Origin of the sequence: Lacrimispora xylanisolvens (assembly GCF_002934545.1) — a bacterium.
GTDB classification, from domain to species: domain Bacteria; phylum Bacillota; class Clostridia; order Lachnospirales; family Lachnospiraceae; genus Lacrimispora; species Lacrimispora xylanisolvens.
Window position 1 is genome coordinate 296,288 of the sequence record NZ_PTJA01000006.1, and the last position, 22,074, is coordinate 318,361.

Consider the following 22,074-nt stretch of genomic DNA (forward strand, 5'->3'; position numbering starts at 1 on the left):
AGCACCACCCCTAAATCTGAGGCGATGCATTTTCTGATAATTGTTACTTTTAATCCATTGAACCAATTTTATTTCCATTTTCAAACATATCTTCAGCGGTCGTTCCAGATACGCTACCACCATTATCTTCTACCCAACCAAAACCGGGAACATAAATTTCCCCTTCATGATTATTTTCTGATTCTGATGGTGATTGCGTAGGTGTAGTCGTTGATTGGACCTCGCTCTCTTCCGCCTGAACCGCAGTAGTTACTTTTTCTCCGCTTGGTGTTTTAGTCGGATCTTTTTTTGCTTCTTCTAAAGGTTCAGCGGGTTTTGTTACCTCTGGCTGAATACTCTGCTTGGTACCGCTTGAATCTCCGGTATCCATATTCTGTATCTCCGCTTCTGTGGAAGTAGGCTGAACGCTTACTTCTTGCGTAGTAACCGGAGTTGTCGTTTCCTCTCCCATGACACTAAGTGTTGAAATGGTCGGAGAATCTGTAGTTGTTATCAACGCAGCGGTAGTTGCCTCTGCTTCAACAAGTGTCTCCGTCTTAAATCGGGAAACAATTGCAATTACCAGGATGATACACATAAAACTGATTCCGGTGACAATACCCCATTTCTTTTTCCTGTCAGATAGTTTCATTCAAATCTCCCCCTTTTTCAGTATAAGTTTCTCCTTTATTCAGTAACACACATTACCACAGATACTATCGCAAGTCTATGGTACATATGTGAGAACTTAAAATAAAGGCATATATTTAGCCATAACCTTCAGATTTATTGTCATAGGCGGAAGGAACTTCCCTCCAAAAGATACCGGAACTTCCAATCGGATTGTCGTATCAACCAAAAGACCATTGGAATTGTCAGGAATTGCAGGAGCAAACGGCATGTTATCTAAACTGACAGATAGAGCTGACAATCGGAACTCGGCTGTGCTCCCGGCATATTTCACATGATATCCCTTTTCCTGTCTTAATCCAAGCACTTGATCCAGGCGACTGTAAATATCACCATAATCCAGACTTTCCTCAAAATTATCCGCAAACGGCTGATATGCTCCCGAGTAACCTTCCCTTACACCGTGATATACGTCATCATAGCTGTCATTTACAGTCGAAATCACAGCGGACTGTACTGCATCACGAACACCTTGTGCGACAATCATCAATCGGAGGCCCTCCGAAATAACACACAGAAGTAGTAAAAGGGCAAGTGCTGTTGCAACGGTAAGAGGAAAAGACGAACCTTTCTTACTTTTTAGTATATCACCGACTTTAACAGTTGTCACTTCCAATACACCTCACTTTTACCAGATGACTTAGCTGCCAGAGTAATAGGAAAACTGCCGAAACCTCCGAAAATCCCGATATCTGTCTGCATGGTTAAAGTTACCGTAAACTCTTCATTCAGCTGAATTTTTCCAGTCTGGGACCATGAGATATCCGGTTTAAGACCTGTCTGTTCCGATAATATCTGTGCTCTACGGGTGGTTTCCGTCCCAACACCTCCTGCTACTTCTGCTTCACGGCAAAGCTCACTTGCATAGATGTCCAGCTTATTTTTGGAGATAAATACCGGCAGAACACTGACCCCGACGGCAACCACCAGCATAACACACAGAACCAGTACTGCCACATCCACATATCCCTCCCCACACTGAGAACGCAGGAGTTTTAGTATAGATGTACCACCTCGTCTAAGTTTTAAAACATAGCGTCCTCCATCTCTCCCACTCTCTGAACGTGATACGCCATAGCACATGCTCCCACTATCTTCTTTCTGTCTCTTTTCATCTTTAACCATAAATCCCTCCTAAAACATGCTGCCTAAAGAATCCATAATCTGTATTGCAATGATAACCAGATAGGTTAGCAGAAAGCACATCAGCATCACAAAGGAATACACACGGATCTTCGGAGGAACTTTCTGTGCCCGTCCTTTTAAACGCTGAAGTTCCAGCGCCTTGAAGTCATGAGCCAGCATTTGAAAATATACAGCACTATCGTCTCCTCTTAGGACGCCAATGAGTCCTCTGACTACATCGGATAACATGGGTGAATTAAATCTTGCCTCAAATCGAGTCAGTGCTGCCTCATAGCTGGAGGAACGCATATCGGCCGTCAATATATCCAGCTCCTGAGCAAAAGCAGAGCTGGCGTTCTTCTTGTATGTTTCCAACATCGCCAATACATCACGACTGGCTTTTAAGGTCTGCTCTATGGTTGCCACGAACCGCGGCAGCTCTCCTTCAATCTGATCCCTTTTTACCTTCAGCTGTTCGTCCGCCTTTCGGATCTCTCTGAAATATGACAGTACCGCAAGGAACACCACAATAGGAATAAGTAACGGAATCAGGATCAGACATGGAATAATTCCTGACAGAATAGCTCCGGCCTTTGTGATGGCATATGCCTCATATACTTCCGGGGTCACAGAATAACCTGCCGCTTTTAAAACATTGCTCATACGACTGTGCTTATATTCATCCAATCGAATGTATTTCGACACCTTTACTGCACCGGACATCAACCAGGCTTCCACTGTTCCTGAAGCTCTTTTACTGCTGCTTCCTGCTCCCCGCATAGCTTTTGACGTACTCAAAGTGGGGAGTTTCAAAACATCTGCCAAAAGAAAGAACAGTCCTGCCGCAAGTAAAAATCCAACAAAAAATAGTTGTCCCATATCTCATCACCTCCTGTACTCTACAGGCTTTGTAAGCTTAATCACAAAGGCTGTTGAAATAAAGATTGCTGCTGCACATACCGACAAAACAATTTGTCCAACTGCCGTATGCATCAAAGTATAGTACCAGTCTCTGTTTAGCAGGTACATAATGGGAATATTGCCGACTACAAGGAGTGCCATCATTATAAATTCTTTTCTTGGTTCGAACACCATATACTCCAGCTCCGCGTTAACGATTCGCATATCGGACAGCTTGCTTACGATAGGAGTCAGAGTCGTTTTTAAGCTCCGGTCATACTGACATGCTGCGATAGCATCACACCACTCATGGAATACTTCATTTTCAATTTGTGAGTTCATGCCATGAAGTGCCTCTACAATATCCGGATTAACCAGTTTTACCTTTGTCGAAAATCCGTCGAACACGCTTTTTACAGGAGGATTTAAGTAAGAGACGCTTTCCTCTACTGCAGTAACGATATCTTCATTCCGAAGGTATGCTGTGGTAATAATAGATAAAGCAGTTTCTAACTCATCCGCAATGTTTTTTTTGTAATGGCTGGCGGTCAGCCTTATATACCAGAATGGCAGAAACATCATACCGACAGCCAGAACTGGAACAAGAAATACATTATTCATAAGTATAGCGAGGCTGACACCGGTGGCGAAGCCTAACAGTGAGGCGGCACAGACAAGAGAAAACCAGCCGCTCCGTTCTGTAATCTTTAGAATTTCCTGTATCTCTGTAATCTCCCGCCGGAAAAGAGACATCTTTTTCCGCTTGGCCGCCTCGTTGATTTCGGAACGAATGCTCTTATTCTTTCTTGTCAGAAATCCAAACAGGCTATCTGTAAATTCCATGGGAGTTAAGCCTATTAAGAGGAAAAAGCCGGCTATTAACCCGATACAGGAGGCTAAAAGAATTGTGGTCATGCTATGTCACCTCCCAGCCCAAGAATCCGCTTTAAGGTATCCTGAGGCATCCCATTTTCAAGAAAGCGTTTCTGCAGACTTTGAGAGATGCCTTGTATTGCCTGATGGCTTCCACTTATAATAAAGTTTCCGTCCTCTACACGGTTTTCCGTGATTTGAAACTGAAACAGGCTCCGATAGTTTCTTGTGCCATCCGGTAGGATTTCACACTCCATGATTTGCATCATTCGCCTTTTTTTATTTTCAAGCTGTTTTGCGAATACCACGATAGGAAATGCTTCTGTGACCAGATCCATGAGGGTGCTATCCGCCATATCGTATTTCCGCTTGCAAAGGGTAACCATACGGCGCCAGGTGGCTTCACAGGAATTTGAATGAATGGTGGTCAGCACAGTATGCCCGGTCCTGGCAGACTCCTGTGCGGCATATGCTTCCGGTCCACGCATCTCGCCCACACAGATAATTTCAGGATTAAAGCGCAGAGCCATATCCAGAAGAATATCCTGATCAATGTTCTGTTTTTCATTTTCACTGAACCGGGTCAGGGTATGGATTACACTGTTTGTAACTTTGCCGTCCTTTTTACGGATCAGTGCTAGTTCACGGGAACCGTTTTCAATGGTAAAAATACGTTTATTGTCTGGGATTGTGGTAAGCAGCCAACCAGCCAGTGTAGTTTTACCGGAACTGGTAGCACCAGCAACGCATACGGAAATACCATACCGCAGACATTCCGTAAGAAAATCCAGCATAGGTTCCGAGGCTGTGCCACCCCTGATAAAATCAGCTTTTTGCATACTCTGAGGATTTACGATACGAATGGAAGCGGCTACGCCTACATCCTCATCTACCACCGGGGATTTTAAAGCCGCAATTCGAATGTTTTTACTTAAATGTCCCAAGATTGCAGGGCTTGCATTATCTAAAACCATACCGGATACATGAAGCATGCGTCGTACCACATTGACCGCATGTGCCGGACTTTCAAACTGTTCATCTAGTTTTTTGGTCACTCCGCTACTATACTGCACCTCAATATCATTCCAGGCATTAACATCAATTTCCTCAATTCCTGTACCAAAAACGTATTTAGTCAAGAAAGAAAACTCTGCCATTTCAGTGTAAAGGGCATCAACCAGCTGGGATTGTGACATTTCGGCAACTGCCAGACGGTAATCCTGAACATATTTGCTGATATAGCGCTTTACCTGGGACTTGACTTCTTCGCTATCTCCGTCGATGATTAACGTTGCATACTTGCTGGAAATATAGGATTGTACCTCTTTGAGTACCTGCCGGAACTCTCTGATCGCCCCTTCCGCAGAAAAAAACAGTTCCTGATTACCGTCTGTGCTTTGATTCAATAGGATATCCGTTTGTATGGGTTCTTTTCTCATACGCCGAACACCTCCTTTGCGATTTCTGTTATCTCCTTCCGAAAGCCCCGGCTGTCCTTAAGCGAAAGATCTCCAAGGAGGTTCCCATCTAATCCCAGCTTCTCAAGTTCATTAGAATGTGGAAGTTTAAAGGTTACATTGCCAAGCACCTGCTCAATATGCTCGCTTGCCTGATTTGGTTTTATATCAGATGCAACCTTATACTGTTTATCCGCGTCCCATTTCTGATCCTTTAGGAGCGGGAGCTGGCTGGACAGATAACTGATTGATTTCAAATCGCAGTTTACCAGCCGAAGAACGGAATCAGCCTCCAGAAGAGATACAGCGGAAAGAACATCATAGGCAATGTAACTGCTACAATCGATGATAATATAAGGGGCAATGACCCGCAGATGGTCAATTAATTCCGTCGCCAACTCCGTGGTATAGGGTGGGTAAGTATACATATTTTCCCCCTTCTTCATTCCTATGATAGTCAAATACTCCATCTTTTTGAGGGTAATACAATTTTGACGGATAAGCTCATCTGTAATATGAGTTGCTGCCAAAATACTTCCGAGGGAACGTTCACATTCCAGATCTGTCGGCGCACATATGCATGGCAGCATCGGTGCCGTCATGTCACATAAAAGCAACAACGCATTGCGTTTATGAGCAGCCAGATATTTGGCAAGCCGTACACTGACCGTGGTCTTTCCACTGCCAGGGCTGCCCCACACCGCTAACACCTGAACATCTGTATTTAAGTCCTCCTGAAATGGCTTCAGCTGATTCCTGAAAAAAAGACTTCCTTTCATAAAATTAATCATTCATTCCACCACTTTCCGGTTCTACAGCAGAATTGGCATATGTGTCCGTTTCAGAGCTGTCATTTGATGATGTATCACCAGAAGAACCATCTTCTGGCACTGTACTATCTGCCTGAGAGGTACTGTTCTGGCTTAGGGAAGGATACAAAGCCTCCAATAGTTTACTTTGAATATCTAAAAACTTATCTGCGTTTTCTTTGCTGCCCCGATATGCAAGAGAAAGATGGATATTTCCCTCCGATTCCAACTCTGCCAGGATTTTCGCCTGATCCGGAGAAGCCAGCAGGGTCACAGAAGCAGGTAACTTCTTTTCTTTTTCTGCCGATAGATTGGATTCGGTGTTATTCTGATTTAAATCATAACCGGAGCTTGCAGTTACGCCAATTACCTCGATATAAGTCAGTTCCGGTGGAATCACGGTTGCCCCCTGTTTTTTATAATCCGGTGCTATGACACTGACAATATCGCCGGATGCCAGTTTGCCGGATAGCCCTTGTGCAAAGTTTTTGATACTGACTGATATAGCCTGTTTGTTTCCATCGAGGTCATATAAGTAATTATTTTCCTCTGCTGGAGCAGTCGCCAGTTTTGAAGTGAGAATATAATCACCAGGTGACAATGCAGTTACGGCGTACTTACCAATGGCAGAATTCATTTGCCGAACCACCTGTTCTGGTAGGTTGTAGCTGCCTGCTTCTACCGCCTGAACCATATCTTTAGTAATCTCCTCTCCGATTCCAATCTCTTTTACCACCCGGACAATGGTTGCTTTCTGCGATATACTCTGGTTATAGAGAGGGGTGATTCCAAAACAGATAAGTAATGCCAGCAAAATACAAATAATACCAAGTACTGTGCGGTTCTTTAAAAAACGCATGAATGTTCCTCCTAACATAAAAAATAAGCTGCAAGGCAGCCAATTGAAAGAAAAGGTGCAAGGGGATATGATTTTTTTATATCTTTCCTGTGCCGTTTTAAAATCAGAGTATGGATCATATGGAATGCCAGCATCAGAATCAGTCCTAAAATCATACCGGTCATACTCTTTTGAAAGCCCAATACCAGACCCACTGCGGCCGAAAATTTAATATCGCCTCCGAATAAACCACCCAGGAAAAGCGCGAGAAACAGAAACACTGCAGCGGTTAACAGTCCAAACAATTTTTCCGGTGTAAAGTCCAAAAGCCCGGTCAGAGCAATTCCAAGACAAATCACGTCAGGAATGATCTGTTTTTTTGCATCCCATATGGTAGCTGCGACCAACAGCGCAACAAAAAAGCCGCCCTGCACCAGATGCGGCCAATCACTTACCATAGTTGAACATATCTACAATGCGCTCTTTCAAAGTCGGGAGTACCGTTTCTCCAAATAGGGCATAGAGTCCCGACAACACCAACGCACCAATGACTACAGAAATTAGAATCTTAATAGCAGTATCCACAAAACCTTCCCCACGCTGGGAGTTAAGAAGCTTCCATGCGTTTGAAACAGTCAGAGTATTTTTTGATTTATCAAATAGGGATACCAGCTTACTTTCAATAGTTGCAGAAATACCTGACATTTTGTATCTTACCTTATTTAATAGATTTCTCATGACAATTTCCCTCCAAAATAATTATTTAATAACAGATGATAAAATGTTGAATCTCAAAGCCCTGCCATTTGTATGCCAGTATCCTGTTCTGGCATTTGATCCGAAGTAGGCATCTCGGCTTTCCGCTGGTTTTGTTCATGATTTTGTGTTAGAACAAGATCATAAGCCTGGAAAACTGCCTGATTTAGTTGTTCCCGAAATTCTTTCGTAACCGGAAAGCAGATGTCCTTGTATTCGCCGCTCCCTGCCTTATAACTTGGCATTGCAATGAACAGCCCCTTAGTACTGTCAACAATTTTTACGTTGCGGATAGCAAAGCAGTCATTTAGGTTAACGGATGCATAGGCGCGAACATTACCGTCCCGGTGAATAGAGCCGATCTTCACGTCTATTTTCATAGGTGTTGTCTGTGAATCCATTTGAGTTCCTCCTAGTTCTAGAATAAAAAATGCAGCCTTTCAACTGCAATGCTTGTAATTATAAATTCATTTGCGGTTCCTGACCTTGCTCCTGTTGCGGCTCCTGAAAAGAAATTTCTTTGAAACCGCAGGTATCACAGTAGTAAAATGCACAGCCATTTTCATCGTACAACTCCAGCACATCGGATATAGAAAGGCTATGTCCCTGGTAGCCGTGTGGGTGGTCGATATTAAATTTCGTATAGAGTGCTTCCAAATCATTAGTCTCCACCTCGCCGTCATACACTACCTGATAGCTGGCAGAGTCCGGCTCCCCGAAACGGCTTGTGAGCGTATCATAGCTAATGAATTTCATCATAATATCTACTTCGGGTGCAAGCTGCCACACGCGGCAGCGTTTGAGCAATGATGCGTTGCCCTCCGGATCAATGGTGCCTGCCGCCAGTCTCTCAAAAGTGCCGGGCTTCCAGTCCACCTCCAGTCCTCTCTTTTCTGTAAGATAGGACTCCAGCTCATCGGTCTGAAACATGGGATCTACCACAGCTTTTTCTCTTGAGAGGTAACCAGCTATGTTGCCGTAATAGAGAATGCGGTTGCTTCTAATTTGAATGTTGCTCATGAAAATTCCTCCCTTCAGATGCATTCACCCTTACTGGAAGTAAAACTCTACGCTGTATGTAATATTACTCTTGTTATACATGCAATTGTGATTTGTGTAGTAGTAAAACTCCAGCTGACTGTAGATGCCAGGTGAAAGTGAACGGCTGAAGGTAATGCCGTTTGTGGTTGTTCCGTAATCCAGCTGATCCCACTGCCCGGTCAGGATGTTGTAGCCTCGGACACGGCCATAATCATTGCCGGAATGCCCGGATACTGGTGGCACAGTAAAGGTATAGTTGGTGATGGTTGCGCCGGAAATACCCTGCTCCAGAATCACTGACTCCGGACCGGTCAGGGTCATACCGCCACCGCGGTTTGGGTCAGCTACAAAGAATACAATGGCTGCCCAGGAGGATTCGGCTCCGGTGGAATCCACTGCTTTTACCCGCACCGCATTTTTGCCAAGCGGATACGCTGTGCTGATCTCAGCAGGACGTCCCTCCCAAATGTAGGTAATGGCATCTCCATCCGTATCTGTGCTGTAAGCAGTAATGGTGACAGGAACACCAGGGGCTATACTATTTCCGTTTGGTGTACGGGTAATGACTGGAGTGCTGGGTGCAGAATTGGTCACAGTAAAGGTAATATTCGTCCAGTCGGAATATAGCCCCCATGCATCTTTGGCACGTACCCTAACAGTATGGGTACCCACGGAATAATAGCTGTCAGCAGTGTTACCTGAGTATTCCAGCGTTACTGCATCGCCATCCGGGTCTGTTGCTGATGCAGTAATGTTTACCAACAGCTTACCGTTCCGAGCAGTTCTATAGACTGAGGCATCTCCGACTGGCTTATTCGGCGCATTATTAGTGACCGCAAAGCTCTGGGAATAGCTGAAGGTTCGGCCCATGCTGTCTGTAGTGCTGGCAGTCAGGACATAGCTTCCTGTGACATTAATAGAAATATTACCTCCGCTGTTAGATAGGTTTCTTGTATAGCCGGCGGTACTTCCTCCTTTTGTTAATGACCACGAAAGGATTCTACCGTCCAGTCCGGTAGCTGACGGCAGGGATACTTGAAAACCGGAACCAATATGAACGTTAGATGGAACTGTAAATGGGAAACTGGCAATGGGCCTGATGGTTCCGGTATTGGAAGTAAAGGTGAATTTTCGACTGTTGGAATCAGTTACCTCTGTCACCAGCTTTACAGCTATTGTTTTGTCTGTAGAGATACGCAGATTCCCGCCATCAGCAGAAAGGGAGCCATCCGCATGCTGGGTATAGGGCTTTGCTGCCCCGCCATCCACTGAAAGGAGCCATACTATACTCATATTATCCAGCTCGGAACCTGTGGCATTGACCGCCATAGAATCTCCGCTGTAGGTCAATGCTGGAATAATTATGTTCATATCAGGGATTGGGTATACGGTGAAGCTTTGGGTTCTTTCGTAGGCACGGCCGGCAGGATCTGTCATTGTCAAAATCAGCTGATACTTCCCCTTTGCAGGGAATGTAATTGTACCGCCCATTCTGGTAAGGGTTCCGGAGGCGTAGATTCCATAAGGCTCCAAGCCTCCTTCGTCCTGAATAATCTTCCAGCTGGCAGCGAGGTTCTCCAGGTCCGTACCGCTGACGGTGACTGTTCCGGCTTCACCTGTATACCAGACGAGAGGTACATTTAGTGTAATCGTAGGAACTGGGTAGACTGTAGTACTGGCACTGTAGGAAAATATCCGCCCCAATGCGTCCGTCATAGAAGCTGTCAGAGTATAAGTTCCCACTTCTTTAAAACAGATTTTCCCGCCATAGGCATTCAGACTGCCCTCCAGCGCATTGGTAAGTTCCGCAGGATTTCCAGCTTTTGTGAGCGTCCATTCTATCGGCAGTGTGTTATTGTTACCGCGGGTGCGCAGGTTAATAGTTCGATCGGTATGAGTCGCTTCCGGAAGTTCGAAAGAAAGAGACAGTACCGGAAGGACTTCGACTTTCCCACCGTCCTCATAAAGAAAGACACGGCCGGTTTCATCCGTGATTCTTGCAATGAGCTCATAAACTCCGGCGTGCTTAAAGCGGATGGTGCTGCCGTTATTTGTCAGTGTACCATCAAGATAAGTCGCAAGATTCTGGAATCCAAAGCTATTCTCTAACAGCCATTCCACAGTTAAGCCATCCAAATCCATGGTTTTGGGAATCACAGAAACGGGGGTATCCGTATGGGCTGTTTCCGGCAGCTGGTAGGTAATACCTGGAACCGGATAAACCTTAATGGGTGAGGTATAGCTGTAGCTGCGTCCGGCAGGGTCTGTAAAGGCGGCTTTTAAAACATAATCTCCCTTTTTCTTAAAGCGGACAGTACTGTTTTTATCGGTCAGCGTTCCTTCAATATAATCAGAAAGAGTGATGTCTTCACCGTTTCGGGTCAGTGACCACTGGATTTCAGAAGTCCCAAGATTCTGGAATGTAGCTTCTATCTGAACACTCTTGTCCGTGTGTGTAATTTCTGGCAGGTAAAAACCTACAGAGCCTACCGGGTAAATAATAATAGTTTGCGTAGCATCAAAGACTCTGTCGGTTTCATCAGTTAGCATTCCGGTAATCCGATACACGCCCTTGTCCTTAAATCGAATCTTTCCACCCGCATTGGTCAGGGAACCTTCCAGCTCGTCTTTGATTTCAGCCGATTCGCCGTTTTTCATTAAGCTCCAGACCACAGGTAGTCCATCTGCATTCGTTCTTGCTGCAGTAACTTCCAAGGCGGTATCGGTGTGAGACGCTTCTGGAAGCGTGAATGCAATCTCTGCTACGGGATAGACTCTTGTTCTTTCCGTATGGATAAAGATGCGCCCGGTTTCATCCATGACCGTGGCAGTAAGAGTGTATGTGCCCTTGCTTTTAAAGACAAAGCTGCCTCCCTCATTAGAGAGCGTACCGTCCAGAATATCGGCTGGCTGAACCGCTTCTCCATCCTTTTCTGCCGCCCACACAATGTCATATCCATAGAGTGCTTCCAAAGAGTAGGCAAGCGTAACGGATTTGTCTATGTGAGTCGTTTCGGGCAGGGCAAAGATCAGGTCAATTGTCGGGTAAATGGTCACAGTTTTAACGAGCAGAGTTTCTTTTCCTCTGACATTTTTTGCAGCTGCGGTCAGGGTGTATTTCCCTGGCTCCCTAAACTGGAGCGTTCCTCCCTCCAGACCGAGAGTGCCGATACCTACAAGCTCCATTTGCTGTTCGGAGCCATCCGCAGCAATTTTCGTCAATGACCAGGAAAAGCTCTCCATGTATTTCCATACCGGCATGATTTTAATTTCAGTATCGGTATGAGCGGTGACGGGAAACTCAAAGCGCACCTGCGTATCTGGATAGGAATAGGAGCCACCGCCGGAATCACCGCGGTCATCCGAATCCCGTCCGGGTTTTGGTGTAGGTGTAGGCTTCTCTGGCGTAGGCTCCACCAGAACAGGCGTAGTGGGCTCTGGGTTTGGTTTGGGTATTTCTGAGGTTGGAATAGGCAGCGGCTTTGTCTTATCAATCATTTTCTCTGCTTCGCCCTTGGTGATTGGTTTATTCGGCTTCAATTTGCCGTCATCCTCATCTCCAATAATGTCATCCTCCCTGCCGATAATGACGTAGCCCTTGTCACTATTTTTGATATCCTTGTCATCGTCATATCCACTGTGGCCTTTGGTATTCTTGGCTTCCTCATCCCTTCCGCTGATACGCACCAGCATCTTGATAATCTCTGCACGGGTAATGGGTTCATCTGGTTTAAAGCCATCTGGATAATCAGCAGGATCAATGATCCCAGCATTGATGAGTGCCTCAATATACTTCTCCGACCAGTGACCGCGGGTATCCGGGAAGCTGGCTGTATCCTTTTTTGCATCCGCCGTATCCAGCGGAATGTCCCGTACTAAAATTGCGGCAAACTCACCGCGGGTAATGATTTCATCCTTCGGTATAAACAATTCCGGACGCTCCTGGGTATAAATAAAAAAACCGCCGCCAAGCAGCAGGAATAGAAGGAGGATGGCAAACACGCCGACCCTCTTCTTTTTTTTATCTGTCATGAGAGTACCTTCCTTTCATTTTTTAATAAAAATAGTTAAAGTATGTAATCTTCATAGCTTAAACTCCATGCCGCAATTTTGCTCCTGTTCCTTTTGATGTGCTTCCAGCATTTCCTGGGTCGGATAAAGGAGCTTTCCCTCCTGCATCTCAAATACGCAGAAGTCATTCCGGTCGCAGATCATAATCTTATGTTGGTAATCCATCTGCATTTCTATAAATTCCTGCATTTCCTTTTGGCTGCAAAGCCATACACCGGAGGTGTAGCGACCATCTGGCAGAAAACAATAGCCGCTGTACTGCGATTGATGGCTTTTTAAATCCAGCGCACCTGCCGGGCGTATCTGACTAAGCTGTAGCCTGGCATGGTCTGTTAGAATTTCCGGCTTTGCAATACCCATGATATCGCTGCGGCTCCAGCGGGTTTGCTCCCCGTTTTCCAGAGATACGGCAAAAACCGCCCGTCCGCTGGGATTGGGCTTGCTGCCGAAGCCTCCGGTACAAAAATACAGCTGATTCTCCGCACTTCTATCATTTTCAGGCAGAGAGGAGGCGCAAAGAATGACAACCTTGCCAGCAATAGAAAAGTCATATCCAATCTTCCGGCAATCCAAAGGGGTGAAAAGCAAATTTTCTTCCAAGACTTATTCCTCCTTTCGCTGCTTCAGTAGCTCAGTCAATTCACCGATCAGTCCAAGACGTGTGCCGTCCGGCATTTGCTTAATGGCTGCACGGACGAAGGCTTCCACCGCTTCCGGGGACTGGTCTCCCACCTCGATGAGCTCCACCTTTTGAATACTGACTGCACCCTGTCGGACATTCATCTTTACGATATCGCCATAGTCCAATCCAGACGCGGAGCGCATCTCCTTTGGAATCAGTACACGGCCCTTGCAATCAATAATTCGGTATGTTTTTTTTGAATTCATAAATAGTATTCCTCCTTCCTCATTACCTCCCGAATAGTATCGGGGTGAATTCCAAGCTCCTGAAAGAGCCCAGCTAGTTCCTCCGGCAGACGGTTCAAAATATCCGAGGCTAAAATAACAATAGCACCATCGCCACAGATGATTTCCAAATCACTGTCTGCAGAAATCCCCGCCCCCTCCATCACCTCTCCGGGAAGATTCAGGCCGTCCTCATTCTCTGTTTCATCCTTCTCCTCCAGCGTATCCTCCTCCTGCAGAGCGCACAGTGGTATGGCAACTTCAATCCCTGCCTGCGTAAGTAAAAGAAGTGGAGCTGCTTCATCTCCCCTGGATGCAAGCACCACTTCAACCTGTTCACCAGGGGTAAGTCCGGCGGGAATCACAGGAATAGTCAGAAGCCCGTGGTGGTCGACTGCCGCTTTTGTTTTCATAATTTTCATAATAAGTTTCTCCTTCATATTTGTTTTTCCGGTTAAGACTCACTGAAAAATAGTTCAGGATCAAAAAGATTCATTTGTAATGGCCTATCTCTCAGCCGTTCCCCGGTGTCATAGTTGGAGATGAATACCTCCGCGTATTCACTTCCGTTGTCATAGCGCTGTGCCAGGTTGTTAAGACGGCTGACTGCTTCAATGTGAAAGCCCTGGTACAGTTCCCGGATAAATTCGCAGTCATTGTAGCTGACCAAAAACTTACCCTTGCAGACTGTCAGCGTATCCCGCAAGCGATAATGATCTTCCTTTCTGAACTCTACCGCATAATGTCCTTCTGTCTGGTAGTAAGGAGGGTCACAGTAAATGAAGGCATTTTCCCGGTCGTACTGCCGGATGAGATCTTCAAAGTCCTTGTTTTCAATGACTGTGTCCCTTAAACGAACGTTTGCCTTCCAGAGCAGATGGAAGGTCTTTCGAATATCGAAAGGCTGACAGCCAAAGCTGGTACAGCCGCTTCCGTAGCTGTAGCGAATGAGCTTAAAAAATGCAGCGGCACGCTTGACGTCATTCATTACCGCTTGCTCCGTTAGAATCTGCTGTATGTCCTCATAATCAGGTGGAGGTAGGTGACGCTCAGCAAGATCCAGCTCCTTTGAAAGATACTCGCTGGTGAATTCCTTCTTTGAGAGATACCTGCGCAGTACACTAAATTCATCCCGGCTGTTCAGCGGCAAAAAGTTCAGCTCCCGAACTAGGTCAAGAGTCTGCTCCTTTGCACACTTGAATAAATTTGCCAGGTCGGAGTTGAAATCGTTATACACCTCCATGGCAGTATCCATGGGACGCCCAAACAGCACCCAGCCACCACCGCCGAAAACCTCAATGTAACGTCCGAACTCCTTAGGCATTCGCTGATAGATCAACTCTCGCAACGCCTTCTTTCCGCCCACCCAGCTGATAATGCTGTTCATTTATTCACCTGCCTTTGCTGCGGCGGTTGATTGCATCAACATCCGTTTTCATACAGGTTCCGTCTGGACTCCAGCAGATGAAACCGACTTGGGGGTATGGACAACCGTCACAGCGTGAGAGATCCTGTGGCAGTGAGACACCATAGCGTTTGGGCATACTGGTTGCTTCCGCACCTTTTCTTTCTGTTGGCTTTGTATTTTGATTCATGCTTTGCACTCCTTTCGCTGAAAATAAAAAAGGCACCATCCTTTTTTCAAAGACAGCGCCCATTTTTAATTAAGTTATTATTAGGTTGTAAAAAAAAGAGCGTCTCTCAGTTTCCAATGAAACCAAAGAACGCAAATTAAATTGTTATTTCTATGTGAGACTGGTTATCCAAGCTGCATACCGCCCATCTTCTGCCCCTGCTCCAGTTCTTCCTGCGTCATTATACTCCAGCTATTGACACCATTCCATAAACTAACATAGATTTCTCCAGCCGAAGTTTTAATCGGCCTCTGCTCGAACCCTTCTCCGAATCCGTCTGCAGCCTGACCGATGATTGTCGCTTTGAGCAGATCAAGTTCCTCTGCGGTCAGCTCACCATGTACCCGGCACTCAGCTACTCCCATTAATTTGCCGTTAAGTGGTTCTACCGTAAAGACATAGGACTGGACATTTCTGCTAATACTGTCATACTCATCATAATATTCCATGAGACCGCGCTCCGCTTCCTGCGGCATTCGCTCCTTAAAAAGAGTGGCAAGGATGTCATTTTCAAGAGCCAGTGCAGTTCGGTTATCAAGCACCATCGGTTCATTCTCCGTATCACCCCATTCGTTCTTCTCATAGAGTCTGACGGTAAGTGGCATATATAGCTTCAATGTATGAAGCTGCTTTGGAATCACACAGAACCGATCCTCACCAGGGATAATGGCAAGAGTGCGTCCGTTATCCCAATCCATGTGGAGTTGACATTGGTCATCAATAAAATTGACTGTTCCTTCAGTGCCGGGCGACACCGGAGAATAGGGATCATTCATTTCGATAAGCCTGATTCGCGTACCGGGTGGATACTGTTCCTTCATAAACTTAAGCCATTCTGGATGCTTCATCATGTTACATTCCTCCCATCTTAATTTCATTTTCATTGATTTGCTCTGCAGTTTCATTCAGCACAGCAGTTTCCTGTTTTAAGTTTATCTACTGTAATGTGAAATTAAATATACATCATCTTTACTATTCATATACTATTCTCTCTTTTAAATGTTTTTTATCTAGAAAATTGAAAATCAGGAGTATTATTTCCTTTAGAGAAAAATACTCCTGATTTTTTAACCGATGTAAAATAAACTTATAACTCCATAGTAATTTTTAAAATCAGAGTAATAAATAATTGCTACTTACAATTTAATTGATGCAGTATATCATTAGTAAGTTTAGATAAAGGTCTTTGATTAAAATTATCGGATTTATAATTACCTAAGATTAATTGTTTTAATTCTGATGGGCTTTTAAAGAGTTTTTCATATGACCTATAGATACTTTCAATCGCTTCATCATTAAAGATATAATTTTTATATAATAATTCAGATATATAATCTACATGTTGTTCATATAGCGATTCAATTTTAAAGCTATCATTATATTGTTTTATTAAGTCCTGATTCTTCTTTGCTGACTGGAGCTTTACAATTATTTCTTCCTGCTTTAGTAAATTACCGATAACATTCTGAATCTCAAAGTGTATCCCCTTATCACCAAATGACTCTTCATAAGGATACAAAAAATTTTCTGAGGGTGTATTTGATTTACCCTTATTACACAAACTACACGAAGGGACTAAATTATATATTGATAAAGCTAAGAATGGATAATCCGATTTAGGGAAAAAATGATCAAATTCAGGTCTTGACTTTAAGTCTGTTTTTACTATTTTTTCTCCAATTTTCTTTGATGTTTTGGTTCTGATTGTGAAAGTATATTGCCTATTACAATATGGACATACATTTACTTTCATTATCCTTAGTATATTGTAGGCTGCATTACGATTGCTAAATTTTAAATATAAATTTTCGAGTTCATCTTTGATATATTCTCGTGTTCTATCTATTAAGCATGAACACTTCCATTTTGAATCTTCTTCATATGCTTTATTTATTTTTTTTTGGAAATCGATTAAGTCAGTTTTACTGCTTAATAAACATATTTTTATAACCTTTTCTTCTGTATCAATGAACTCTGCTGTTTTTATAAAATTTGCATCATTAAGATAATTGCATATTTTTTCTATTTCGGGATAACTATTTTTTTTAATATCTTTCGTTATCATTTTTTCTATCTCAGTTCTTTGCTCAGCGGTTAAATTTATTTTAATCATTTAATCACCACCTAACATCTTGTTAACAGCTTCTAATGAATTTTCAAGATGCTTCTTTAATTTTTGCAATTCATCAACATTTTGAGGTATTTCCCTAAAAATCTTTTCAGAAACTGTACCATACTTTTCATCAAATAACCGTTGCATCTCATTTCTAACAATATCATCACCAATCATATTGATAATATGTTTATACTCATTTTGTTTAGATTCTTCGTTAGCAAACAAATCTTCCCTTGACTTTAATTTTTCATATACTCCATAAATTATTTCCTTTGCATATTCACCAACAGCACCTTTTTCAAGGAAGAAATTCTCTCTAAGTATTGTGTAAATATTAGCACCAAATGACTGCTTATGACTATCGTTATTCTCTACAACTGTTTTGCCATCATGTCTATTCAAATAAATTATATTTTGTCGTGGAATGTCAGAAAGAATCAATGGAGAATGTGATGTTATGACAATCTGAACCGGCTTTTCTTTCTCTAATTTATTAATGGTAGTAATTAGTTGGCTTATAATTTTTCTCTGCCACTCCGGATGGGCATATAGGTCGATTTCGTCGATAAGTAAAAGTTTGCTTGTATAATCTAATCTTTCCATACCCATAATATCATCTAATTCTGGAATCAACACAAACCATGAGAACATATTTTGCATTGCACGCTCTCCTGAACTCATTCCAAGATTTTCTACTCTTATATATCTAAGAGCAAAGGAATTTCTTTTTTTGAATATATCTCGAATATGTTCGTAAAAATCAGCGTTCTTTTTACATATTACTTTTACATATGAACATGCTAAATCATCAGGATTTTCAATTAAATTTTTTCTCATGTAACATAAAGATAAAAGATCATCAATATTTTTAATATCTTTAAGATATTCCATATATTTTTCTGATATAGGTAGTTTTTTCAACTGATCATATAAGCTTTTATTAAAATCTACTGTGGGCAATTTAAAATTATCTTCATAGAAAAAAAACTCAAATAATAGGTTTACATATAAAACAATTGTACAATCCTTTCTTCTAGCCTCTTCAATTTCCTTGAATTTGTAATGTTTTTTAAAAGCATTAATTTTATCAAAAAATTTCTTAACCAATTTGGAAGGAGCTTTGTCAGGTTTTTGCCCACTCAATTTATAATAACCTTCATTACTTAATTTGATGGTCTCAAAATCATCGTGATATTTATTTTCAATAAGGCTAATAATATTTTCAAAGTAAATATAAATCTCACCCTTGAAACATCCTGCAAAATCGCTTATGTCATTGTCCAACAAAAACTGATAATATAATATATCAAGTAGATCTTGAAACTTTTTATCGTCTCTGTTTTCTTTAATAATCCAAGCAAATCCAAGGTCATCTTCTTTAATATTATCATAACCATGCTTTCCAAAGAGCGCTCTATAAAAGTTATTCGCGACAATATTCATAGACCTCTGATGCAAATTAATGTTATATGTTTTATCACTACGTGAATATCCTACTAATGATTCAGGCATAAATGAATTATTGGAGAGATAAATTATAAGCTGTCTTCTAACGTTATTTAGTTGTTCTATTTTGTTCGTTTTTACTCTATTCCAATATAAATTTTTATGTAACACTTTAAAATTGCAAGTAAGTTTATCTTCAAGATTATAATATACAATTAATTTTTTATTCTCGGTGAATACATAGATGGATTTGTGATGTTCATACTCATTTGCATCATTTATTTCATATCCAATAGCACTATTGAACTTATAAAAACAATTATTGTTTGCAATAAATGATAATAATGTTGTCTTGCCCGCTCCATTAGAGCCTACCACTGCAGTGATGTTATTGATTTTACCATTATCCTCTCTACTATTAAAAATATTTATTGTATCCTTCTTTTCACAAAAAAGATTACGGGGATTATCAAGATTATCAACTTTAAACTTGTATAAAGCCGAAAAATTAAACTCTTTTTGAATAAAACAATCGTGCTCACTATTATTAATCCATAGATATAAAAGTTCCATACAATCTCCCTATCTGGTAATCAAAATATATACATTTTTTATGTAAGGCCACCATCTCTTAACTTCAGTATTATTTTATTTTATGACAAATTGTAAAATTATTCAATCAAATAATCATAGTTCATTATTCGAATATCAGATTTAGCTAATATTAGTTTGATAACAAAAGAGCATAAGGCGTGTTGTTGAACAAGCATACTATGGAATTTATTAGCCATTCGCGTCCTCAAAACCCTCCATGGCTTGCCTTAGGCCAGTTCGTCTATCTTAAATTTTGGAGCCACTCCGCAAACTCGGCTGAAAATTTGCTTTCAGTATAATCCTTTTCTACGCGCACATGGTCTAAACGCTGTCTTCAATAAGGATCTGTGCAATCTGAAAAACACTAACTATTCTAATACACTAAGGGAATTTGGAGAAATATCTTCTAAGATCAAATATTCTCTTGAGCCTTCACCAAGTCTACCATCAGCACCTACATTTCTGGGGGAATATACGCATTTTAAGTATTCACCTTTATACATTCCTGTAACCACAATCCTTTGGCTATTGCTTTTTACATATTTGTTCTGATTTATATAATTATAAAGATCATGAACATAGATTCCCTTCCCCAGTGTATCCGTTTCGCTTGAGGACATGCCTTTTAATCCATCCTTCAAAATATTATCTTTGTTTGAAAAATTTGTTTTGTGTATAAAATTGATTTCACCAGAAACCTTAATAGACATTATTCTACAATTTAACATCTTTAGAATATCCTCTTCTTTCCCTCTCACATATTTATTATAAAAATCCTCCGAATAAATCAAATGCCGATTATATTTATACTGGCGCTCATCAATAATATTGTAGATATAAAAATATTTAGTCATTATCTATAAACCTCCAAAATATTCATTTATATAATCCATTGCTTTTATTGTTGGATTTAAAAACAACTCTTCCAAGATTTTAAAGTGCCATATTTTATCCAATAGTTCTTCGCCTAAATTAGTATTTTAATATTCGTATCTACACAGTTTAGATGAATTTTTTTGGCTTCATAAATACTATATTTGATGCTTTAGAGATAAATATTGCAAAGAGATTATCCACTTCTATTGACCACTCCAATCTACCAATATTATAAAATATTTTACGATTTGTTGCTCCGATAATTTCATCTTCAGTACTTTTATTTACAAAAGAAAAAAACTCAGCCAAGCTATCTTCATCATATATATTAGTGTTGAAGTTTAAAACTTTTTCCTATATTAATTTATTATTTATTCTTTTTACTCGTTTTTCAATCTTATCGAAGTTATCGAAAAGACCTTGCTTATCATTATATAATATTTTGGCTGAACTTTTTACAATTTAATAAATTTACCAATTTACTTTTAGTTTCCATCAGTGTCATCTGCCTTTTTACAAAAACTATAATTTTAAAATGGATTATCGTAAACAACAAAAAGCCTTAAATCAATGCGTAATTTTACGCTTAAAAATTATATATTGTTCTCTAACTCATGTTCCAATCTTTATTAGCCTATCCGGTGATTTCACTATTGAGTCTTTCCAACCGTTCTTGTCGTACAGGCTTCTTTAGCTCGCATTCCCACACTATTATTACATTCCAGCCATCATTCCGCAGCACTTTAATATTGGCTGCATCACGTTCACGATTTCTAACCAGCTTTGGTATCCAGTATTCTGGATTGGATTTGGGAACAACATAGTATTTACATCCTTCGTGGCAATGCCAGAAGCATCCATTGATAAAAATCACGGTTTTGTATTTTGGAAGTACAATATCGGGATGCCCTGGATACCTTTTGTCGTTTTTACGGAAACGAAAGCCTCTGCCAAAGAGATACTTGCGAACTAACTCTTCTGGTTTTGTATCCTTACTTCGTATACGAGACATATTATAACTCCGTACTTCTTTCGTATGGTTGTCTGCCATATCCTTCCTCCCAATTTAGAAAATAATTTCTAGGAATCTTCAGCCCTTATTTCATAGGGCCGAAGATTCCTATATTTAAAAATCACCCACTTTTTTCACCAAAAACACTTGACTACCTTCCCAAATATGACGTGTAATCAGTTTTGTATGATCCTTGCTCCCGGTGCATTGAGTCAGATAGAGACAATTACCGTAGCCGGCTCCACAGCTCTTGTATTCCCTGTATCCTTCTCGATTTGTAGTACTGTATTCCAGCGTTTTGTTATTCGGGCAGACATAGCAGTCATAATACTCATCATATGCGTACTCATATTTCTTAAAGAATCCGTCTTTCGTCATATGACGTTTGCATGGAAAGAGTGGATTTATTCCATCATCAAGCAGTATCTTTGCAATCGCTGGTGTCTTATATCCTGCATCCGCAATTATTGTCCGGATGCCGATATCTTTGATCTTATTATAAAGTCCTATAAATGTACGGCTGTCATGAGTATTTCCTGGTATGACTGTGTATCTAGGAATCCAACCATTCTTATCGCAGGCTTTTTCTATGGCATAAGCGAATACACTTTTGTGTTCCCCCTTGTGGAACCACTCGCTTTCTGGATCATATGTACTGCATTTTATGGTTCGTGTTTCGTTGGGCGATCTTTTTACATCATACGTATCACCTCCTCCAGATGGGGGATTGGGAGTATTTTTATCATCTTTATCTTTTAATGGATTTTGCCATGCTGCTCCCTACCGTATTCAATTCTTTTTTCAAAAGTCCTTCATAAAATAGCGCCTCTTCATTCTGCATTCTGAGTCATCATAAGTAAATGGTAAATAACCAGTCCAGGTCAATAAGTTCGCCGCCCGATTGGGGCGGCGGTATCTTTACCGTGTTTTTAGTTTTCTACAACGATCTGG

23 protein-coding genes and 1 pseudogene are annotated in these 22,074 nt (G+C 41.5%); all 24 read right to left on the reverse strand.

The genetic code is table 11. The annotated features are described in order from the left end of the window. Positions 1 to 49: 49 nt before the first annotated feature. The gene (locus BXY41_RS13500) at positions 50 to 631 is read right to left on the reverse strand and encodes a DUF6550 family protein (protein WP_104437372.1); all 582 of its coding nucleotides are present in this window, start codon (positions 629 to 631) and stop codon (positions 50 to 52) included. Positions 632 to 727: 96 nt separating this feature from the next. After that, positions 728 to 1,156 carry a hypothetical protein gene (locus BXY41_RS13505; RefSeq protein ID WP_432765514.1) on the reverse strand — a complete coding sequence of 143 codons (429 nt, stop codon included), beginning with the start codon at positions 1,154 to 1,156 and terminating at the stop codon, positions 728 to 730. 119 nt (positions 1,157 to 1,275) lie between these two features. Then, positions 1,276 to 1,671 (reverse strand): DUF4320 family protein, encoded by a 396-nt coding sequence (locus BXY41_RS13510; protein ID WP_104437413.1) that lies wholly within the window; start codon positions 1,669 to 1,671, stop codon positions 1,276 to 1,278. Positions 1,672 to 1,803: 132 nt separating this feature from the next. Next, on the reverse strand, positions 1,804 to 2,673 hold the full coding sequence (locus BXY41_RS13515; RefSeq protein WP_104437374.1) for a secretion protein F: 870 nt from the start codon (positions 2,671 to 2,673) through the stop codon (positions 1,804 to 1,806). Positions 2,674 to 2,679: 6 nt separating this feature from the next. Continuing rightward, complete coding sequence (locus tag BXY41_RS13520; RefSeq protein ID WP_104437375.1) at positions 2,680 to 3,609, reverse strand: type II secretion system F family protein; 930 nt, start codon at positions 3,607 to 3,609, stop codon at positions 2,680 to 2,682. Then, positions 3,606 to 5,006, reverse strand: coding sequence for a type II/IV secretion system ATPase subunit (locus tag BXY41_RS13525; protein WP_104437376.1), 1,401 nt, complete (start codon positions 5,004 to 5,006; stop codon positions 3,606 to 3,608). The genes BXY41_RS13520 and BXY41_RS13525 overlap by 4 nt, the downstream gene beginning before the upstream one ends. Further along, entirely contained in the window at positions 5,003 to 5,815 is an 813-nt protein-coding gene (locus tag BXY41_RS13530; RefSeq protein WP_104437377.1) for an AAA family ATPase, read from the reverse strand. Before BXY41_RS13530 ends, BXY41_RS13525 begins: the two co-directional genes overlap by 4 nt. Beyond that, positions 5,808 to 6,692 carry a Flp pilus assembly protein CpaB gene (cpaB, locus tag BXY41_RS13535; RefSeq protein ID WP_104437378.1) on the reverse strand — a complete coding sequence of 295 codons (885 nt, stop codon included), beginning with the start codon at positions 6,690 to 6,692 and terminating at the stop codon, positions 5,808 to 5,810. Before cpaB ends, BXY41_RS13530 begins: the two co-directional genes overlap by 8 nt. Before the next feature lie 11 nt (positions 6,693 to 6,703). Continuing rightward, positions 6,704 to 7,129 (reverse strand): prepilin peptidase, encoded by a 426-nt coding sequence (locus tag BXY41_RS13540; protein WP_104437379.1) that lies wholly within the window; start codon positions 7,127 to 7,129, stop codon positions 6,704 to 6,706. Further along, entirely contained in the window at positions 7,119 to 7,409 is a 291-nt protein-coding gene (locus tag BXY41_RS13545) for a DUF6133 family protein (RefSeq protein WP_104437380.1), read from the reverse strand. Before BXY41_RS13545 ends, BXY41_RS13540 begins: the two co-directional genes overlap by 11 nt. A 53-nt stretch (positions 7,410 to 7,462) precedes the next feature. Beyond that, positions 7,463 to 7,828 carry a SpoVG family protein gene (locus BXY41_RS13550; protein WP_242980200.1) on the reverse strand — a complete coding sequence of 122 codons (366 nt, stop codon included), beginning with the start codon at positions 7,826 to 7,828 and terminating at the stop codon, positions 7,463 to 7,465. 58 nt (positions 7,829 to 7,886) lie between these two features. Then, complete coding sequence (locus BXY41_RS13555; RefSeq protein ID WP_104437381.1) at positions 7,887 to 8,447, reverse strand: YodL domain-containing protein; 561 nt, start codon at positions 8,445 to 8,447, stop codon at positions 7,887 to 7,889. A gap of 30 nt (positions 8,448 to 8,477) precedes the next feature. Continuing rightward, positions 8,478 to 12,500, reverse strand: coding sequence for an S-layer homology domain-containing protein (locus BXY41_RS13560; protein WP_104437382.1), 4,023 nt, complete (start codon positions 12,498 to 12,500; stop codon positions 8,478 to 8,480). A 51-nt stretch (positions 12,501 to 12,551) separates the two neighbouring features. Then, entirely contained in the window at positions 12,552 to 13,139 is a 588-nt protein-coding gene (locus BXY41_RS13565; protein WP_104437383.1) for a hypothetical protein, read from the reverse strand. A gap of 3 nt (positions 13,140 to 13,142) precedes the next feature. Continuing rightward, positions 13,143 to 13,427 carry an AbrB family transcriptional regulator gene (locus tag BXY41_RS13570; RefSeq protein ID WP_104437384.1) on the reverse strand — a complete coding sequence of 95 codons (285 nt, stop codon included), beginning with the start codon at positions 13,425 to 13,427 and terminating at the stop codon, positions 13,143 to 13,145. Beyond that, positions 13,424 to 13,867: a hypothetical protein gene (locus BXY41_RS13575; RefSeq protein WP_104437385.1), complete on the reverse strand. Its 444-nt coding sequence runs from the start codon at positions 13,865 to 13,867 to the stop codon at positions 13,424 to 13,426. The genes BXY41_RS13570 and BXY41_RS13575 overlap by 4 nt, the downstream gene beginning before the upstream one ends. Positions 13,868 to 13,899: 32 nt before the next feature. Continuing rightward, entirely contained in the window at positions 13,900 to 14,832 is a 933-nt protein-coding gene (locus BXY41_RS13580; RefSeq protein ID WP_104437386.1) for a DNA adenine methylase, read from the reverse strand. Between the two features lie 4 nt (positions 14,833 to 14,836). After that, positions 14,837 to 15,040, reverse strand: a complete 204-nt coding sequence (locus BXY41_RS13585; RefSeq protein WP_104437387.1) for a hypothetical protein — start codon at positions 15,038 to 15,040, stop codon at positions 14,837 to 14,839. A 164-nt stretch (positions 15,041 to 15,204) separates the two neighbouring features. Then, positions 15,205 to 15,930: a DUF4314 domain-containing protein gene (locus BXY41_RS13590; protein ID WP_104437388.1), complete on the reverse strand. Its 726-nt coding sequence runs from the start codon at positions 15,928 to 15,930 to the stop codon at positions 15,205 to 15,207. A 281-nt stretch (positions 15,931 to 16,211) separates the two neighbouring features. After that, entirely contained in the window at positions 16,212 to 17,192 is a 981-nt protein-coding gene (locus tag BXY41_RS13595; protein WP_104437389.1) for a hypothetical protein, read from the reverse strand. Beyond that, on the reverse strand, positions 17,193 to 19,214 hold the full coding sequence (locus BXY41_RS13600; protein ID WP_104437390.1) for an AAA family ATPase: 2,022 nt from the start codon (positions 19,212 to 19,214) through the stop codon (positions 17,193 to 17,195). Positions 19,215 to 19,603: 389 nt separating this feature from the next. Next, positions 19,604 to 20,089 (reverse strand): hypothetical protein, encoded by a 486-nt coding sequence (locus tag BXY41_RS13605; protein ID WP_104437391.1) that lies wholly within the window; start codon positions 20,087 to 20,089, stop codon positions 19,604 to 19,606. A 656-nt stretch (positions 20,090 to 20,745) separates the two neighbouring features. After that, complete coding sequence (locus BXY41_RS13615) at positions 20,746 to 21,162, reverse strand: very short patch repair endonuclease (protein ID WP_104437393.1); 417 nt, start codon at positions 21,160 to 21,162, stop codon at positions 20,746 to 20,748. Between the two features lie 117 nt (positions 21,163 to 21,279). Then, a pseudogene (locus BXY41_RS13620) lies at positions 21,280 to 21,967 on the reverse strand (transposase); the annotation flags it as partial. Positions 21,968 to 22,074 lie beyond the last annotated feature (107 nt).

Excerpts from the sequence above, each read along its gene's own strand:
- BXY41_RS13500 (WP_104437372.1), bottom strand. The coding sequence starts at position 631 with ATGAAACTATCTGACAGGAAAAAGAAATGGGGTATTGTCACCGGAATC.
- BXY41_RS13505 (WP_432765514.1), bottom strand. The coding sequence starts at position 1,156 with ATGATTGTCGCACAAGGTGTTCGTGATGCAGTACAGTCCGCTGTGATT.
- BXY41_RS13515 (WP_104437374.1), bottom strand. The coding sequence starts at position 2,673 with ATGGGACAACTATTTTTTGTTGGATTTTTACTTGCGGCAGGACTGTTC.
- BXY41_RS13520 (WP_104437375.1), bottom strand. The coding sequence starts at position 3,609 with ATGACCACAATTCTTTTAGCCTCCTGTATCGGGTTAATAGCCGGCTTT.
- BXY41_RS13525 (WP_104437376.1), bottom strand. The coding sequence starts at position 5,006 with ATGAGAAAAGAACCCATACAAACGGATATCCTATTGAATCAAAGCACA.
- BXY41_RS13530 (WP_104437377.1), bottom strand. The coding sequence starts at position 5,815 with ATGATTAATTTTATGAAAGGAAGTCTTTTTTTCAGGAATCAGCTGAAG.
- cpaB (WP_104437378.1), bottom strand. The coding sequence starts at position 6,692 with ATGCGTTTTTTAAAGAACCGCACAGTACTTGGTATTATTTGTATTTTG.
- BXY41_RS13540 (WP_104437379.1), bottom strand. The coding sequence starts at position 7,129 with ATGGTAAGTGATTGGCCGCATCTGGTGCAGGGCGGCTTTTTTGTTGCG.
- BXY41_RS13545 (WP_104437380.1), bottom strand. The coding sequence starts at position 7,409 with ATGAGAAATCTATTAAATAAGGTAAGATACAAAATGTCAGGTATTTCT.
- BXY41_RS13550 (WP_242980200.1), bottom strand. The coding sequence starts at position 7,828 with ATGGATTCACAGACAACACCTATGAAAATAGACGTGAAGATCGGCTCT.
- BXY41_RS13555 (WP_104437381.1), bottom strand. The coding sequence starts at position 8,447 with ATGAGCAACATTCAAATTAGAAGCAACCGCATTCTCTATTACGGCAAC.
- BXY41_RS13560 (WP_104437382.1), bottom strand. The coding sequence starts at position 12,500 with ATGACAGATAAAAAAAAGAAGAGGGTCGGCGTGTTTGCCATCCTCCTT.
- BXY41_RS13570 (WP_104437384.1), bottom strand. The coding sequence starts at position 13,427 with ATGAATTCAAAAAAAACATACCGAATTATTGATTGCAAGGGCCGTGTA.
- BXY41_RS13575 (WP_104437385.1), bottom strand. The coding sequence starts at position 13,867 with ATGAAAATTATGAAAACAAAAGCGGCAGTCGACCACCACGGGCTTCTG.
- BXY41_RS13580 (WP_104437386.1), bottom strand. The coding sequence starts at position 14,832 with ATGAACAGCATTATCAGCTGGGTGGGCGGAAAGAAGGCGTTGCGAGAG.
- BXY41_RS13585 (WP_104437387.1), bottom strand. The coding sequence starts at position 15,040 with ATGAATCAAAATACAAAGCCAACAGAAAGAAAAGGTGCGGAAGCAACC.
- BXY41_RS13590 (WP_104437388.1), bottom strand. The coding sequence starts at position 15,930 with ATGATGAAGCATCCAGAATGGCTTAAGTTTATGAAGGAACAGTATCCA.
- BXY41_RS13595 (WP_104437389.1), bottom strand. The coding sequence starts at position 17,192 with ATGATTAAAATAAATTTAACCGCTGAGCAAAGAACTGAGATAGAAAAA.
- BXY41_RS13600 (WP_104437390.1), bottom strand. The coding sequence starts at position 19,214 with ATGGAACTTTTATATCTATGGATTAATAATAGTGAGCACGATTGTTTT.
- BXY41_RS13605 (WP_104437391.1), bottom strand. The coding sequence starts at position 20,089 with ATGACTAAATATTTTTATATCTACAATATTATTGATGAGCGCCAGTAT.
- BXY41_RS13615 (WP_104437393.1), bottom strand. The coding sequence starts at position 21,162 with ATGGCAGACAACCATACGAAAGAAGTACGGAGTTATAATATGTCTCGT.